Source organism: Streptomyces sp. PH10-H1, from assembly GCF_030063355.1.
Classification (GTDB): Bacteria; Actinomycetota; Actinomycetes; order Streptomycetales; family Streptomycetaceae; genus Actinacidiphila.
The window spans coordinates 1-15,974 of record NZ_JASISZ010000081.1 but is presented as its reverse complement, the minus strand read 5'-3'; the positions used below and the strand labels follow the sequence as shown (position 1 = coordinate 15,974).

The following is a 15,974-nucleotide window of genomic DNA, read 5'->3' as shown; positions in this document are numbered from 1 at the left end:
ATGGTCCGGGGCACCGTCTGAGGTGCGGTAATGTTGTCCCCGCACAGGGGCGATTAGCTCAGTGGGAGAGCACTTCGTTCACACCGAAGGGGTCACTGGTTCGAACCCAGTATCGCCCACCCCGGCCGAGGGCCCGGAAGCCGAAAAGCTTCCGGGCCCTCGGTGTTTCCCGCTCAGCGCATGCTCAATGCATGCGGCCGAGGACGTCACGCACCCGGCGTTCGTACGTCATGCCCTGCGCCAGCAGCAGGCCGACCACCGCGAGTGGCAGCCAGCGCGGCGCGGCGCCCACGACCTGGACGACGTACGGGGCCAGCTCGTGCAGCGCGTCGAGCGCCAGTACGCCGCCGCCCAGCAGCAGCGGAGCCCGCAGCCGGTGCCGCGCGCCCAGCAGCGTCACGACGAGCGCACTCGCACCCAGCAGCAGCGAACGGAGCCAGCAGGCCGAGGACGACGGACCGGCCGCCAATGCCAAGGTGGCCCCAACTGACGACCGTGAAGGCGGTCGCGGCGACGGCGAGCAGCGCGCCGCCGGGGGAGAGCAGCACGTTCTGGGCGCTCGGTGGGGACGTCACGCGCACCGGCGCGGGGCGCGGGCCCCATCCGGGCGGTGCGGCAGCCACCGGGTACGCCCTGGCGAGCAACTGGGCCCGGCGGCCGAGGAGATGGCAGCGTTCGGCGTCGAGCCGGCCGAGTGCGGAACCGATCTCCCACAGCTCCGCGGCGACCTCCCCGTCGAGCGGCAGCGCGGACACAGCGGGACGGGCATCGCGGGGTGCGGGTACGTACCGCAGGCGGGACAGCGGGCGGGTGGCGGCGTGTGCTCCATGATGGTGGAGTGTGGCGCGGGCCACACGATCCGGGCATCCGGTGCGGTACTCAGAACGCGCGTGAGTACCCACACTGTCCCCATGGACTGGAGCCGTTACCGCTTCCGCAGCGCCTGGGTCGTCGGCGCCGGGCCCGACGCCGTCTACGCCGTTCTCGAACGCCCCGACGAGTACCCGCTGTGGTGGCCGCAGGTGCGCGAGGTGCGGCGCACCGACGAGACCGCCGGCACGCTGCGGTTCCGTTCCGTGCTCCCCTACGACTTGGTGGTCGACGCGATCAAGACGCGCCACGACGCGGCGGCCGGGGTGCTGGAGGTGGCCATGGCCGGCGATCTGGAGGGGTGGGTCCGTTGGACCGTGGGTGCCAACGGCGGTGGCACCCACCTGGTCTTCGAGGAGGACGTGATCGTCCGCAAGCCCCTGATGCGCCGGCTCGCGGTACCGTGCCGGCCGTTCTTCCGGGCCAACCACGCGCTGATGATGCGCCAGGGGCGGCGCGGGCTGCGGGACCGGCTCGAAGACACCGCCGACGGTATCGGCGGTCATGGCGGCAATGGCGTTTGAGCGGCAATGGCGTTTGAACGGACGGCCCCGCGCCCTGTATTGTTCGGGACGTCCCGGGCGATTAGCTCAGCGGGAGAGCACTTCGTTCACACCGAAGGGGTCACTGGTTCGATCCCAGTATCGCCCACAGCAGTGAGACCGGCCGGTCCTGATGGAGCGGCCGGTTTTGTGCGTCTTCTGTGCTGCTTCCGTGCGTCGTCTGTGCGTCACCGCGCTCAGGCGGCCGGGGGCCGCGCGCGCTGCGCGGGGATCATCGGGGCGGGGCGCAGCGGCCAGGACGTGTCGCACCGTTCCGACGAGCCGTTCTTGGCGAAGTAGGCCTGCAGGCCGCGGGCTTGGCCCGCGTGCCAGACCGCCTGGCGGGCGTGCAACTCGGCGGGTTCCAGCGCGGCGAGCCGCTCCGCGAAGCGGCGGCCTATGGCGCGGGCGAGGTCCAGGGACGCCGTCGCGTCCGCCGCCGCGTCATGCGCGCCCGTCAGCTCGACGCCGTAGTGCGCGCACAGATCGGTGAGGGTGCGCCGGCCCTTGCGATAACGGTCCAGGGCCTTGTCGAGGACGCGCGGATCCAGGACGCACAGCCCCGCCCCGTCCAGCCGGCCGCTCAGCGTCGCACCGCGGTGCCGCTTCAACTCCCGGTCCAGCAGCGTGAGATCGAACGGCGCGTTCATCACCACCAGCGGGACGGCGGACGACGCCTGTCCGGCGAGCGCCCGCGCCATCTCCTCGACGACCGGACCCGGCCGGCGGCCGTGCCGCCGCAGAAACGCGTCGCTGAGCCCGTGCACCGCCCGCGCGCCGTCCGGCACCGGCACACCCGGGTCCACCAGCCAGCGCAGGACGCGGGGTTCGGCCCCGGGAGCGTCCTGCTCCACGAGGGCGCCGGAGACTATGCGGTCGTGCTCCACGTCCACGCCGGTGGTCTCGGTGTCGAAGGAGGCCAGTGGTCCGTCGTACCAGCGAGGCATGGGGTACTCCCAAGGCGGTCGGGGAGGTTGACAGGCGGTCAGAACTGACGCCTTTGGGTGATGTGTACCCGTAACACATGGTCACTGAACCGCAACTGTTTGCGACCCGCCGCTGGTGGAGATGACACAGGTGACGGAGAAGCACTGAAACGCACGGCTCGGAAGGCACGGAGAGCGATGGCGCTCGCGCAGCCCGCACCGGGCGAGCCGCCGGCCGAGCGGGCCGCACCGCTCCGGGGAGGACTCGCCACCACCAGCTGTATGGAGACCCTGCAGGTGGGTTATCTGCACGCGGTCGCGGCGGCGGCCGGCTGCTCGCTCGCCCAGCCCTTCCCCGACAACGGGATCGACTGGCACCTCAGCCACAGTTCGCGGGCGCATGCCGTCGACGACGAGGTGACGATAAAGGTGCAGCTCAAGTGCACCTACCAGGTCGCCCCGCACCCGACGGGGCCGACCTTCGGCTTCACGCTGGAGAACGAGCACCTGGTGAAACTGGCCAGGACCCCGGCGTCGGTGCACAAGATCCTGGTGGTGATGCTCGTGCCGCGCACCCAGGAGGAGTGGCTGGCGGCCGGCCACGAGCGGCTGGAAGTACGGCACTGCTGCTACTGGACGAACCTGGCCGGCCACGCCGTGACGGGCAAGCGCAAGACCACAGTGCGGATACCGACCGCGCGGATCTTCGACGACCGTGCGCTGTGCCAGATCATGGCGCGGGTCGGGGCGGGAGGGAGACCGTGATGCAGCGGACCACCAACGGCGACGAGCCCGTACTGCCCGACCCCGAGCGGGTCGACCCGGCGGTACTCACGGCCCTGCTCGCCCGGCACGGCTGGGAGCGGCGCGGCGGCGCCCCCGGCCGCTACAGCCGCTGGACCCCGCCCGGCAGCGCCCCGCGGCTCCATGACACGGACACCGGCACCTGCGCCGGCACGGCTGCGACGGGCGGGGGCACCGGCACCAGCCTGCTGGTGCCCGAGGGCCGGCCGCGCGGCGGCCGGGCCGGGGACGCCGGCTACGCCGACCACACGGACCTGCTCGGCGAGGCCCTCACCGCACTCGCCCGTTCCGCCGCGCCCTCCGCCCGCGCGGTGCTGCTCGCCCTCACCGTCCCCGGTGACGAGATCCGCTGGCGGCGCGAGGTGCCACGGATCGGGGACGCGGTGCCGTGGCTGGCGGCCGAGCAGCTGCGGGCCGGTGCCCGCGCCATGCTGATGGCCGCCGCGCGCGCCGCCCGGCAGACCGCCGGGTACTTCGGCGAGCGGCATGCCCCGCATGCCGCCGGCTTCCTGGAACAGGTCCTCGTCGGGCCGGTGACTGGCGGCCATCTGCTCACCGCGTACGCCCCCGTACCCGACGGCCGGCCGGCGACCGCCACCCTGCTCCGCGCGCTGCAGGCGGCCCGCGACGCCGTGGACTACCAGCGCGCCACCGGCGGGATGGAGGCGTTCGACGCCGCGGTCGACCTCGGCGTCTGCCACGAGCTGGCCGAGGCGCTGGTCCGGCTGGTGCGCGGTACGGAAGGGATGGAGGTGGCGCTCGCCTGGTCACCGGCCGCGGGGCCGCCGGGCGGTTTCGCCGCCCGCCCCGAGCCCGTGGAGTTCTCCCCCGGGGACCTGCCGGCCCTGGAGGCGGCGAGCGCGCGCTATCTGCGCCGTGAGCCGTCGGTCCCCGTCAGGGTGACGGGGACCGTCGTCCGGCTGCGCAGGCCCGTCCCCTCCGGCGGCGGCTCGGTCCGGCTGCGCGTTCTCGCCGGGGCCGATGTCCGCCAGGTCCGCGTCCGGCTGGACGAGGAGGCGTACCGCATCGCCGCGCACGCCCACCTCGTGGGGCTGCCGATCCGGGTCAGCGGACGACTGGAGAGCCGGGGCGGCTTCCGCCGTCTCACCGAGGCCACCGGTGTCACCCCGGTCCATGTCGACGAGGCCGAGCGGGACCGGCTGCTGAAATCGCTGCACGGCGGCGTCGACACCTTCGAGGACGCCTGCGGCGGTGATTCCTGAATCACGGGCGGATCACGGGGGGATCACGGGGGGATCGCGGGGCGGGGCCGCCGCTCTTCGCGGTCCCCTTTATCACTTCGCGGGGCACCCGCCGGGCTCGGTACGATTCACCCGTGCGGCATCCGCCGCCGTGCGGTACTTGAGTCATAGGAGAGAACCGGTGTCAGACGTCCGTGTGATCATCATTCGCGATTCCGTTGAGCGGGAAGAGCGGGTGGTCACGACCGGGACGACCGCCGGAGAGCTCTTCGACGGCGACCGCAGCATCGTCGCCGCGCGCATCGCCGGCTCGCTGAAGGACCTGGCGCATCCGGTCGCCGACGGCGACGAGGTCGAGGCCGTGCCCCTGGCCAGCGAGGACGGGCTGAACATTCTGCGGCACTCCGCCGCGCATGTCATGGCCCAGGCCGTGCAGGAGCTCTTCCCTTCGGCGAAGCTCGGCATCGGCCCGCCCATCAAGGACGGCTTCTACTACGACTTCGACGTCGAGAAGCCGTTCCATCCCGATGACCTCAAGGCCATCGAGAAGAAGATGCAGGAGATCCAGAAGCGCGGCCAGCGCTTCTCTCGCCGCGTGGTGACCGACGACGCCGCCCGCGAGGAGCTGGCCGCCGAGCCGTACAAGCTGGAGCTGATCGGCCTCAAGGGCTCCGCCTCGTCCGACGACGGCGCGAACGTCGAGGTCGGCGCGGGCGAACTGACCATCTACGACAACCTCGACGCCAAGACCGGTGAGCTGTGCTGGAAGGACCTCTGCCGGGGTCCCCACCTGCCCACCACCCGCTACATCCCGGCGTTCAAGCTGATGCGCAGCGCCGCCGCGTACTGGCGCGGCAGCGAGAAGAACAAGCAGCTGCAGCGCATCTACGGCACCGCGTGGCCGACGAAGGACGAGCTGAAGGCGTACCTGGAGTTCCTCGCCGAGGCCGAGAAGCGCGACCACCGCAAGCTCGGTTCCGAGCTGGACCTCTTCTCCATCCCGGAGGAGATCGGCTCAGGGCTGGCGGTCTTCCACCCGCGCGGCGGCATCATCCGCCGCGTCATGGAGGACTACTCGCGCAAGCGGCACGAGGAGTCGGGCTACGAGTTCGTCTACACCCCGCACGCCACCAAGGGCGCGCTCTTCGAGAAGAGCGGTCACCTGGACTGGTACGCCGACGGCATGTACCCGCCCATGCAGCTCGACGAGGGCACCGACTACTACCTCAAGCCCATGAACTGCCCCATGCACAACCTGATCTTCGACGCCCGGGGCCGGTCCTACCGCGAGCTGCCGCTGCGCCTCTTCGAGTTCGGCACCGTCTACCGCTACGAGAAGTCGGGCGTCGTGCACGGCCTCACCCGGGCCCGCGGCTTCACCCAGGACGACGCGCACATCTACTGCACCAAGGAGCAGATGGCGGACGAGCTCGACTCGACCCTCACCTTCGTGCTGAACCTGCTGCGCGACTACGGCCTGGAGGACTTCTACCTGGAGCTCTCCACCAAGGACCCGGAGAAGTTCATCGGCTCGGACGAGAACTGGGACGAGGCCACCGAGACGCTGCGCAAGGCCGCCGAGAAGCAGGGCCTCGACCTGGTCATGGACCCGGGCGGCGCCGCCTTCTACGGTCCGAAGATCTCGGTCCAGACGAAGGACGCGATCGGCCGTACCTGGCAGATGTCGACCATCCAGGTCGACTTCAACCTGCCGGAGCGCTTCGATCTGGAGTACACCTCGGCCGACGGCTCGAAGCAGCGTCCGGTGATGATCCACCGTGCGCTGTTCGGCTCGATCGAGCGGTTCTTCGCGGTGCTCCTGGAGCACTACGCGGGCGCGTTCCCGGCCTGGCTCGCGCCGGTCCAGGCGACCTGCATCCCGATCGGTGACGCGCATGTGCCGTATCTCCAGGAGTTCGCCGTCAAGGCGAAGGCCAAGGGGCTGCGGGTGGACGTGGACGCGTCCTCGGACCGGATGCAGAAGAAGATCAGGAACGCCCAGAAGGCCAAGGTGCCGTTCATGATCATCGCCGGCGACGAGGACATGGCGGCCGGCGCGGTGTCGTTCCGCTACCGCGACGGCTCGCAGAAGAACGGCGTGCCGGTCGACGAGGCCATCGCCGAGATCGCTGACGCTGTGGAGCGTCGCGTTCAGGTGTGACGTGCTCCCCGCACACGCGGGAGTTCCGAGGGGCGGCCCCACAGGGGCCGCCCCTCGCCGCACACGCGCCCGCCGCAGGCGAATATGCTGATCGGTATGACGAGTGAGCCGGAGCAGCAGATCGGAGTGGGTACGCAGGACGCGTTCCAGCGCCTGTGGACCCCGCACCGTATGGCGTACATCCAGGGTGAGAACAAGCCGACCGGCCCGGAGGCCGGCGACGGATGTCCGTTCTGCTCGATCCCGTCCAAATCCGACGAGGACGGCCTCATCATCGCCCGGGGCGAGCACGTCTACGCGGTGCTCAACCTGTATCCGTACAACGGCGGCCACCTCATGGTGGTCCCGTACCGGCATGTCGCGGACTACACCGACCTGGACCTGGCGGAGACGGCGGAACTCGCGGAGCTGACGAAGCGCGCGATGACGGCGCTGCGCACCGCGTCGGGGGCGCACGGTTTCAACATCGGCATGAACCAGGGCGGGGCGGCGGGCGCGGGAATCGCCGCCCACCTGCACCAGCATGTGGTGCCGCGCTGGGGCGGCGACACCAACTTCATGCCGGTCGTCGGCCACACCCGGGTGCTGCCGCAACTGCTGGCAGACACCCGCAAGATGCTCGCCGACGTCTGGCCGCAGGACTGACGCCCTTCTGGACAGGCCCTACGCGTCGTACGCGTCGGCCCTTTTCGGTTCCGCGCCCTGGACGAGGCTGCTCAGCAGCAGCGAGCGGCTGGTGAAGTGCGCGGTGTCCACTCCGTTCTCCTTCATGACGTGGATCGCCGCGGCGTGCACCGCGCGCAGCACCGGGGTCGCGGTCCGCAGCGCGTCGTCGGCCATGAAGCGGTGCTTCCACGGCTTGTCCGCCCAGGTGTGACGGAGTCCGAAGGGCTCGGGCAGGGCGAGCGTGCCGCCGAGGTGGTCCAGGATGCTGGGGAAGCGGGTGAGCGGCGCGCGGGCCGCGAGCCGCACCACCTCGCCGGGGTGGATCAGCGGGAGCTGCACGGTGCGGGTCTCCCAGAATTTCACGGGGTGGGAGACCGTCTTCGAGTTGGGCTCGGGTGCGGCGGTGAAGATGGGGTGCACGGGGCCCAGCGCATGGCCGGTCACCTCGACCCGCAGGGTCTGGGCCAGTACGGTCACGGTGACCATCAGCGTTATCACCAACTGGCCGTCCCACAGCACGAACTGGATGCCCAGGTAGTGCCGGTTGCCCTTGCCGAACTGCTGGTTGTTGCAGATCCGCTGGATCTCGAAGTCCTTGACGGTGTAAGCCTCGACCTCGGCGCCGGTGGGCCGGGCGATGGTCTTGGCATGCTCCCCGGTGGGCGCGACGACCCAGTGCCGTATCGACGCCTTGGGGAAGCCCCCGGTGTGCAGCGGGCCGCGTTCGAGCATCCGCAGTTTGTCGTGGATGGCCCGGACGACATCCCAGCTGCGGAAGGGGTGGATCTCGGCGAGGCCCTCGCGCGGTACCAGTTCCTCGGCCATCTGCCAGCTGCCCCAGCGGGTGCCCATGCCCAGTATTCCCCTGGGGCCGGCGTAGAAGACCACATTGCTGTTCTGCTCGGCGGAGAGCTTGGCCAGGCTCTGGCGCAGCAGTTCGGCCCGGGTCTCGTGCGGATTACGGGGCACCGCCCCGGGGATCTTGGCGCCGACGCCGGAGCCCGACACCAGCCCCGACCAGCGCTCGCGCAGGTCCTTCGCGGTCTGCTCGCAGATGCGCTTGGCCCAGAACCAGCCCAGCACCGGGACGAGCATCATGACGCGCAGATACTGCCGCCAGATGCCGGTCAGCGGCGGTTTGATGACGAGCAGGACGGCGAAGGCGGCGACGATCAGCAGGATCACCGCGCTCAGCACACTGGCCCTCGAGTCCTGTGCCTTCGCCAGTGATCTGCGCAGCTGGAACGCTCCGAGCCAGATCAGCACCCCGGGCAGGAAGAGCAGCCCGAAGACGGCCATGACCATGGTCAGCCGGTTGTCGCGTTCCTGGCGGATCCGGTTCGCGGCGAGGCAGTGCTCGACGACGGACTGGGGTTCGGCGCCGAAGGACTGGACGAGTTCGGCGCGGGCCGTGCCGAGCATCCGTACCTGGACAGCGCGGGCGAACGCCTCGCCCAGGTTGGGCTCGAACAGCGAGAGCCTGGGAGGCTTGATGACTGAGTCCTCGTTGGCCTTCCTGAGGTCCTCGACCGGGGAGTCACGGTAGGCGGCGGACGACAGGGCCTGGGTCGCGGCGGTGCCGCCCTCCGTGCCCATCAGCGGGACCTGCGCCCCGGGGCTGAAGTCGAACCCCGTGCCATCTGCCACTGCCGCCCCCTCATTCCCCCACGCGATCCCGCAGGCCCCACGGCTCCGACCGGCCCATTCCCCGCCCTGGGGTCCGTCACACTTTTGGAGCAATGCCCACAGTATCGGCGCGGCGGCCCGCGCGGGGGGCGCGGACCGCCGACTGGCCTTCCAGCGGCGTTACTTGGCCGCTTCCGCCTGCTCCCTGAGCTTCGCCGCGAGCGGCGGGGGCATCGGCTCGTGGCGGGCGTACGTGCGACTGAAGCGGCCGGTACCGTGCGACAGCGAGCGCAGGTCGACGGCGTACCGGCCGATCTCGATCTCCGGCACCTCGGCCCGCACCAGGGTGCGTCCGTGGCCGGCCGGTTCGGTGCCGAGGACCCGGCCGCGCCGTCCGGACAGATCACTCATCACCGGCCCGACGTAGTCGTCGGGGATCAGCACCCCGACCTCGGCGACCGGTTCCAGCAGATGGATCCGGGCCCCGGCCGCGGCCTCCCGCATGGCCAGCGCGCCCGCGGTCTGGAACGCGGCGTCGGAGGAGTCCACCGAGTGGGCCTTGCCGTCGGTGAGCGTCACCCGGATGTCCACCACCGGGAAGCCGAGGGCGACGCCCCGGGCGGCCTGCACCCGGACGCCCTTCTCCACCGACGGGATGAACTGCCGGGGAACCGCTCCGCCGATCACCTTGTCGACGAATTCGATGCCGGAGCCGACCGGCAGCGGATCGACCTGGATCTCGCAGATCGCGAACTGGCCGTGCCCGCCGGACTGTTTGACGTGCCGCCCGCGCGCGGAGGCCTGTTCCCCGAACGTCTCGCGCAGCGACACCCGGTGCGGCACGGCGTCCACCTGGACCCCGTAACGGCTGCGCAGCCGTTCCAGCGCGACATCCACATGGGCCTCGCCCAGGCACCACAGCACGACCTGCCGGGTGTCCGGATTCTGTTCCAGGCGCATCGTGGGATCCTCGGCGACCAGCCGCGACAGGCCTTGCGAGAGCTTGTCCTCGTCGGCCTTGCTGTGTGCCTGGATGGCCACCGGCAGCAGCGGATCGGGCATCACCCACGGCTCCATGAGCAGCGGCCGGTCCTTGGCGGAGAGGGTGTCACCGGTCTCCGCGCGGGTCAGTTTGGCGACGCAGGCCAGGTCGCCCGCGACGCAGCTCATGACACCGCGCTGCTGTTTGCCGAACGGCGAGGACAGTGCGCCGACCCGCTCGTCGACGTCATGGTCCGGGTGGCCGCGGTCCTCCATGCCGTGCCCGGAGACATGCACCGTCTCGTCCGGTCGCAGCGTCCCCGAGAAGACCCGCACCAGGCTGATCCGCCCGACGTACGGGTCGGAGGTGGTCTTCACCACCTCGGCGGCCAGCGGCCCGTCCGGGTCGCAGGTGAGCGGCGGACACGGTCCGCCCTGGAGGGTGGTCACCGGCGGGGCCTCGCGCTCCAGCGGGGTGGGGAAGCCGCCCGTGATCAGTTCCAGCAGTTCCAGGGTGCCCAGCCCCTGCCGGGCGCCCTCGGCGGCGGGGGCGGCGGCGAGCACCGGGTGGAACCTGCCGCGGGCCACGGCCCGTTCGAGGTCCTCGGTGAGGGTCTTGAGGTCCAGCTGTTCGCCGCCGAGGTAGCGGTCCATCAGGGTCTCGTCCTCGCTCTCGGCGATGATCCCCTCGATGAGCCGGTTGCGGGCCTCCTCGATCACCGGCAGCTGCCCGGGATCCGGGCTCCGTTCGGTCCGCTCGCCCGAGGAGTAGTCGAACACCCGCTGCGAGAGGAGTCCGATGAGGCCGGTGACGGGGGCGTGCCCGTCCGGACCCTGCGGGCCGTGCAGCGGCAGGTACAGCGGCAGCACCGCGTCGGGGGAGTCGTTGCCCAGGACCCGGGCGCACAGCTCCGTCATCTCCTCGAAGTCGGCCCGGGCCGACTCCAGATGCGTCACCACCACGGCCCGCGGCATCCCGACGGCCGCGCACTCGTCCCACACCATCCGGGTCGCGCCGCCGACGCCCGAGGCGTCCTGCGCGGACGAGACAACGAAGAGGGCCGCGTCCGCGGCTCGCAGACCGGCCCTCAACTCCCCGACGAAGTCGGCGTATCCGGGAGTGTCCAGCAGATTTATCTTGATACCGCCCCATTCCACCGGCACCAGTGACAGCTGCACCGACCGCTGCTGCCGCTGCTCGATCTCGTCGTGATCGGAGATCGATCCGCCGTCCTCCACCCGTCCGGCCCGGTTCACCGCACCGGTGGCCAGTGCCAGGGCCTCGACGAGTGTGGTCTTGCCCGCTCCGCTGTGGCCGACCAGCACCACATTCCGTATCTTGTCGGGCCGGCCGGCCGCCGGTGCCCTTCCGGCGGCTCCTGGATGTACGTCTCTCCTGTCGGCTGCACCACCCACGTGATCTCGCCTCCATGTCCGTCTCTGCACGGGACCGCGCCCTCTACGGGGGCACCAACGCGCAACGTCACGGGAGACCGCACCGGAGGTGCCCCGGGACGGAGTCCAGGGGGAGGGTTCCGGCGACGCCCACGGTGTTCCGACCTTCCCACGGCGGTCACGGTGCGTCCATACGTCGTACGTGTAAGTGTACCGGCGGGTGCCTCCGGCGTCCGGGGTGCGGCGGCTGGCTACGATGGGCCATCCAGTGGCCGACCGGGCCAACCGACACCACAGACCATCCGGGAAGGCCATGCTGAACAAGTACGCGCGTGCATTCTTCACGCGTGTTCTCACGCCGTTCGCCGCGCTCCTGCTGCGCCTCGGGGTCACCCCCGACGCGGTGACCCTGATCGGCACCGGGGGAGTGATGGCGGGTGCGCTGGTCTTCTACCCCCGGGGCGAGTTCTTCTGGGGCACCGTCGTCATCACCCTGTTCGTCTTCTCGGACCTGGTGGACGGGAACATGGCCCGGCAGTCCGGGGTGTCCAGCCGCTGGGGCGCCTTCCTCGACTCCACCCTCGACCGGGTCGCCGACTCGGCGGTCTTCGGCGGGCTCGCGCTCTGGTACGCCGGAGGCGGTGACGACCTCGTGCTCTGCGCGGTGACGATCTTCTGTCTCGCCAGCGGCCAGGTGGTGTCCTACACCAAGGCGCGGGGCGAGGCCATCGGCCTGCCGGTGAACGTCAACGGGCTGGTCGAGCGCGCCGAGCGGCTCGTCATCACCCTGGTCCTGTGCGGTCTCGCCGGTCTGCACACGTTCGGCGTTCCCTATATCGAGTGGTTGCTGCCGATCGCCCTGTGGATCGTGGCCGCCGGCAGTCTGGTGACCCTGATCCAGCGCGTCGTCACCGTGCGCCGCGAGGCCGCGGAAGCCGACGCGGCCGAAGTCGTCGCGGGAGCGGACGGGGGCGGTGCCGAGTGAAGGACCGGCTGATAGACGGCCTGTACGGGCTGGGCTGGGGCGCGGTGAAGATGCTGCCGGAGCCGGTGGCGGCCGCGCTCGGCCGCCGGATCGCCGACCTGGCCTGGCGCAGGCGCGGCAAGGGCGTGCTCCGGCTGGAGTCCAACCTCGCCCGGGTCGTACCGGGCGCGGACGAGGCCCGGCTGCGTGAGCTGTCGAGGGCCGGTATGCGCTCGTACCTGCGGTACTGGATGGAGTCCTTCCGGCTGCCCGCCTGGGACCGGGAGCGTTTCCGCACCGATGTCGAGATCAAGGACGCGCACATCCTGCAGGACGGCCTGGCCGCCGGCCGGGGCGTCATCCTGGCGCTGCCGCACATGGGCAACTACGACCTGGCCGGCGCGTGGGTGACCACCAAGATCGGGGTCCCGTTCACCACCGTCGCTGAGCGCCTCAAGCCCGAGACCCTGTACGACCGTTTCGTGGCGTACCGCGAGAGCCTCGGCATGGAGGTGCTGCCCCACACCGGCGGCGCCGCGTTCGGCACGCTCGCCCGCCGGCTGCGGGCGGGCGGACTGGTCTGCCTGGTCGCCGACCGCGACCTGTCCGCCTCGGGTATCGAGGTGACGTTCTTCGGTGACACCGCCCGGATGCCCGCCGGGCCCGCGATGCTCGCGCAGCAGACCGGCGCGCTGCTGCTGCCGGTCACCCTCTGGTACGACGACTCACCGGTCATGCGCGGGCGCATCCACCCGCCGATCGACGTCCCCGAGGCCGGCGACCGGGACGGGAAGGCCGCCGTCATGACCCAGAATCTGGCCGACGCCTTCGCTTCCGGGATCGCCGACCACCCCGAAGACTGGCACATGCTCCAACGGCTGTGGCTCGCCGATCTCGAAGCGCGCCCGAACAGTTCCGGAACGGAGAAGCCTTGAGGATCGGGATCGTCTGCCCGTACTCCTGGGACGTCCCCGGAGGCGTCCAATTCCACATCCGCGACCTCGCCGAGCATCTGCAGAGGCTCGGCCACGAGGTCTCCGTGCTCGCGCCCGCCGACGACGAGACGCCGCTCCCGCCGTACGTGGTCTCCGCGGGCCGCGCCGTGCCCGTGCCGTACAACGGCTCGGTGGCCCGGCTCAACTTCGGCTTCCTGTCCGCCGCGCGGGTGCGCCGCTGGCTGCACGACGGGGCCTTCGACGTGATCCACATCCATGAGCCGACCTCCCCCTCGCTCGGCCTGCTGGCCTGCTGGGCGGCGCAGGGGCCGATCGTCGCGACCTTCCACACCTCCAACCCGCGCTCCCGGGCGATGATCGCCGCCTATCCGATCCTGCAGCCGGCGCTGGAGAAGATCCGCGCGCGCATCGCGGTCAGCGAGTACGCCCGGCGCACCCTGGTGGAGCACCTCGGCGGCGACGCGGTGGTCATCCCCAACGGCGTGGACGTCGGCTTCTTCGCCGGGGCCGAGCCCGAGCCGAAGTGGCAGGGAGGCACGATCGGGTTCATCGGCCGGATCGACGAACCGCGCAAGGGTCTGCCCGCCCTGATGAGGGCCCTCCCGAAGATCCTCGCCGAACGCCCCGGCACCCGGCTGCTGGTCGCTGGAAAGGGTGACGAGAAGGAGGCCGTCGAGGACCTGCCGGAACACCTGAGGAGCCAGGTGGAGTTCCTCGGCATGGTCAGTGACGAGGAGAAGGCCCGGCTGCTGCGCAGCGTCGACCTGTACGTGGCCCCCAACACCGGCGGTGAGAGTTTCGGCATCATCCTCGTCGAGGCGATGTCGGCGGGCGCCCCGGTGCTCGCCAGCGATCTCGACGCCTTCCGCCAGGTGCTGGACGGGGGAGCGGCGGGCGAGCTGTTCCCGGTCGAGGACGCCGACGCGCTCGCGGTCGCCGCGCTGCGGCTGCTCGGCGACCCCCAGCGGCTGGCGGAGCTGCGGGAACTGGGCAGCAGGCACGTACGGCGGTTCGACTGGAGCACGGTCGGCGCCGACATTCTCGCCGTCTACGAGACGGTGACGGCGGGTGCCACCGCGGTCGCCACCGATGAACGCATCGGGCTGCGCGCCCGCCTCGGACTGGCCCGCGATTAGGGGCTGTCCGGTTCCGCACCCCGCGCGACGGTAGCCTTCCCCCCCGTGACCACCTTCATCTGGGTCGCGGTGGCTGTCGTTGCCATCGGCCTGTATCTGAGCTGGACCGCGGGCCGCCTTGACCGGCTGCACGCCCGTATCGACGCCGCCCGCGCCGCACTCGACGCGCAACTGCTGCGCCGCGCCTCCGTGGCCCAGGAGCTCGCGACCGCCGGGGTGCTGGATCCGGCGGCGTCCATCGTGCTGTACCAGTCCGCGCACTCCTCCCGGCAGGCGGAGGACGAACAGCGCGAGGTGGCGGAGAGCGAGCTGAGCCAGGCGCTGCGCGCGGTGTTCGCCGAGCAGGTCGCGGTCGAGGCGGTGCTGGCCGCGCCCGGGGGCGAGGAGACCGTCGTCGAGCTGACCCAGGCCGTGCGCCGGGTGCCGATGGCCCGGCGCTTCCACAACGACGCGGTCCGGGCGGCGCGCGCGGTGCGCAAGCACCGGGTGGTGCGCTGGTTCCGGCTGGCCGGACACGCGTCCTTCCCGCTGGCCTTCGAGATGGACGACGAGCCACCGATGGTGTTCACAGCGGAGGGCGCGGCAGGCCACTGAACCTGGATTGGCTCTTTTTCAGCCAGGTGGACCGCTTCACGATGGGTACAACGCACCATTCGTCATCAGTGAGGTCATACCGTGTCCACCACCAGCTCCAGCGCCCAGCACCCCGAGACCGGCACCGCACGCGTCAAGCGCGGCATGGCCGAGCAGCTCAAGGGCGGCGTGATCATGGATGTCGTCAACGCCGAGCAGGCGAAGATTGCCGAGGACGCAGGCGCCGTCGCGGTCATGGCCCTGGAGCGGGTGCCCGCCGACATCCGCAAGGACGGCGGTGTGGCCCGGATGTCCGACCCGGACATGATCGACGGCATCATCGGCGCGGTCTCCATCCCGGTCATGGCGAAGTCCCGTATCGGCCACTTCGTCGAGGCCCAGGTCCTGCAGGCGCTCGGTGTCGACTACATCGACGAGTCCGAGGTCCTCACCCCGGCTGACGAGGCCAACCACAGCGACAAGTGGGCCTTCACCACCCCCTTCGTCTGTGGCGCCACCAACCTGGGCGAGGCCCTGCGCCGTATCGCCGAGGGCGCGGCCATGATCCGTTCCAAGGGCGAGGCCGGCACCGGCAACGTCGTCGAGGCCGTCCGCCACATGCGTCAGATCCGGCAGGAGATCGGCCGTCTGACCACCCTGGACAACAATGAGCTCTACGCCGCGGCCAAGGAGCTGCGTGCCCCGTACGAGATCGTCAAGGAGGTCGCGACGCTGGGCAAGCTGCCCGTCGTGCTCTTCTCCGCGGGTGGCGTCGCCACCCCGGCCGACGCCGCGCTGATGATGCAGCTCGGCGCCGAGGGCGTCTTCGTCGGCTCCGGCATCTTCAAGTCCGGCGACCCGGCGCAGCGCGCGGCCGCCATCGTGAAGGCGACCACCTTCTACGACGACCCGAAGGTCATCGCCGATGTGTCGCGCGGCCTGGGCGAGGCCATGGTCGGCATCAACTGCGACACCCTCCCCGAGTCCGAGCGCTACGCCAACCGCGGCTGGTAGTCCGACAGTGAGCGCGACGATATCCCCGTCCGGCGCGGCGGCATCCCCGTCCGGCTCGACGGCGGCCCCGGTCATCGGCGTACTCGCCCTCCAGGGCGATGTACGCGAACACCTCGCCGCGCTCACCGCCGCCGGCGCACAGGCAGTACCGGGGGGCC

At 71.0% G+C, this 15,974-nt stretch carries 13 protein-coding genes, 2 tRNA genes and 2 pseudogenes; 13 read left to right on the top strand and 4 right to left on the bottom strand.

What is annotated here, in order from left to right; genetic code table 11:
* The first annotated feature begins 47 nt into the window (after window positions 1-47).
* A tRNA-Val gene (locus QMK24_RS33740) sits at window positions 48-119 on the top strand.
* A 65-nt stretch (window positions 120-184) separates the two neighbouring features.
* Here QMK24_RS33740 and QMK24_RS33735 read toward each other — a convergent pair.
* A pseudogene (locus QMK24_RS33735) lies at window positions 185-511 on the bottom strand (SCO7613 C-terminal domain-containing membrane protein); the annotation flags it as partial.
* 400 nt (window positions 512-911) lie between these two features.
* On the opposite strand from QMK24_RS33735, the gene QMK24_RS33730 reads away from it, so the two are divergent.
* Window positions 912-1,394 carry an SRPBCC family protein gene (locus QMK24_RS33730; protein ID WP_283470685.1) on the top strand — a complete coding sequence of 161 codons (483 nt, stop codon included), beginning with the start codon at window positions 912-914 and terminating at the stop codon, window positions 1,392-1,394.
* Window positions 1,395-1,449: 55 nt separating this feature from the next.
* Window positions 1,450-1,521: transfer RNA gene (locus QMK24_RS33725), tRNA-Val, on the top strand.
* 88 nt (window positions 1,522-1,609) lie between these two features.
* Here the strand turns inward: QMK24_RS33725 and QMK24_RS33720 are convergent.
* Entirely contained in the window at window positions 1,610-2,359 is a 750-nt protein-coding gene (locus QMK24_RS33720) for an exonuclease domain-containing protein (RefSeq protein ID WP_283470684.1), read from the bottom strand.
* A 177-nt stretch (window positions 2,360-2,536) separates the two neighbouring features.
* On the opposite strand from QMK24_RS33720, the gene QMK24_RS33715 reads away from it, so the two are divergent.
* The 4 genes from QMK24_RS33715 (at window position 2,537) to QMK24_RS33700 (ending at window position 7,150) form a co-directional block, all read left to right on the top strand.
* Window positions 2,537-3,103 (top strand): DUF4365 domain-containing protein, encoded by a 567-nt coding sequence (locus tag QMK24_RS33715; protein ID WP_283470683.1) that lies wholly within the window; start codon window positions 2,537-2,539, stop codon window positions 3,101-3,103.
* A complete protein-coding gene (locus QMK24_RS33710; RefSeq protein ID WP_283470681.1) occupies window positions 3,103-4,365 on the top strand; it encodes a hypothetical protein in 1,263 nt (420 codons plus the stop codon). Before QMK24_RS33715 ends, QMK24_RS33710 begins: the two co-directional genes overlap by 1 nt.
* Before the next feature lie 160 nt (window positions 4,366-4,525).
* Entirely contained in the window at window positions 4,526-6,505 is a 1,980-nt protein-coding gene (gene thrS / locus QMK24_RS33705) for a threonine--tRNA ligase (RefSeq protein ID WP_283470679.1), read from the top strand.
* 84 nt (window positions 6,506-6,589) lie between these two features.
* Window positions 6,590-7,150 carry an HIT family protein gene (locus tag QMK24_RS33700; RefSeq protein WP_283470678.1) on the top strand — a complete coding sequence of 187 codons (561 nt, stop codon included), beginning with the start codon at window positions 6,590-6,592 and terminating at the stop codon, window positions 7,148-7,150.
* Between the two features lie 18 nt (window positions 7,151-7,168).
* Here QMK24_RS33700 and QMK24_RS33695 read toward each other — a convergent pair whose 3' ends face one another.
* Together QMK24_RS33695 and QMK24_RS33690 are read right to left on the bottom strand one after the other, a co-directional pair.
* Window positions 7,169-8,767 (bottom strand): AbeC-like domain-containing protein, encoded by a 1,599-nt coding sequence (locus QMK24_RS33695; RefSeq protein WP_283470704.1) that lies wholly within the window; start codon window positions 8,765-8,767, stop codon window positions 7,169-7,171.
* A gap of 210 nt (window positions 8,768-8,977) precedes the next feature.
* Entirely contained in the window at window positions 8,978-11,194 is a 2,217-nt protein-coding gene (locus tag QMK24_RS33690) for an elongation factor G-like protein EF-G2 (RefSeq protein ID WP_283470677.1), read from the bottom strand.
* Window positions 11,195-11,486: 292 nt separating this feature from the next.
* Here QMK24_RS33690 and pgsA point away from each other — a divergent pair, with 292 nt between their 5' ends.
* The 6 genes and pseudogenes from pgsA to QMK24_RS33660 form a co-directional block, all read left to right on the top strand.
* Window positions 11,487-12,158 (top strand): phosphatidylinositol phosphate synthase, encoded by a 672-nt coding sequence (pgsA, locus tag QMK24_RS33685; protein ID WP_283470676.1) that lies wholly within the window; start codon window positions 11,487-11,489, stop codon window positions 12,156-12,158.
* Entirely contained in the window at window positions 12,155-13,072 is a 918-nt protein-coding gene (locus tag QMK24_RS33680) for a phosphatidylinositol mannoside acyltransferase (RefSeq protein WP_283470675.1), read from the top strand. The genes pgsA and QMK24_RS33680 overlap by 4 nt, the downstream gene beginning before the upstream one ends.
* Window positions 13,069-14,229, top strand: a complete 1,161-nt coding sequence (locus QMK24_RS33675; RefSeq protein ID WP_283470674.1) for a glycosyltransferase family 4 protein — start codon at window positions 13,069-13,071, stop codon at window positions 14,227-14,229. Before QMK24_RS33680 ends, QMK24_RS33675 begins: the two co-directional genes overlap by 4 nt.
* A 45-nt stretch (window positions 14,230-14,274) precedes the next feature.
* Window positions 14,275-14,823, top strand: coding sequence for a LemA family protein (locus tag QMK24_RS33670; RefSeq protein ID WP_283470673.1), 549 nt, complete (start codon window positions 14,275-14,277; stop codon window positions 14,821-14,823).
* Between the two features lie 81 nt (window positions 14,824-14,904).
* Window positions 14,905-15,816 (top strand): pyridoxal 5'-phosphate synthase lyase subunit PdxS, encoded by a 912-nt coding sequence (gene pdxS / locus QMK24_RS33665; protein ID WP_283470672.1) that lies wholly within the window; start codon window positions 14,905-14,907, stop codon window positions 15,814-15,816.
* A gap of 19 nt (window positions 15,817-15,835) precedes the next feature.
* A pseudogene (locus QMK24_RS33660) lies at window positions 15,836-15,974 on the top strand (pyridoxal 5'-phosphate synthase glutaminase subunit PdxT); the annotation flags it as partial.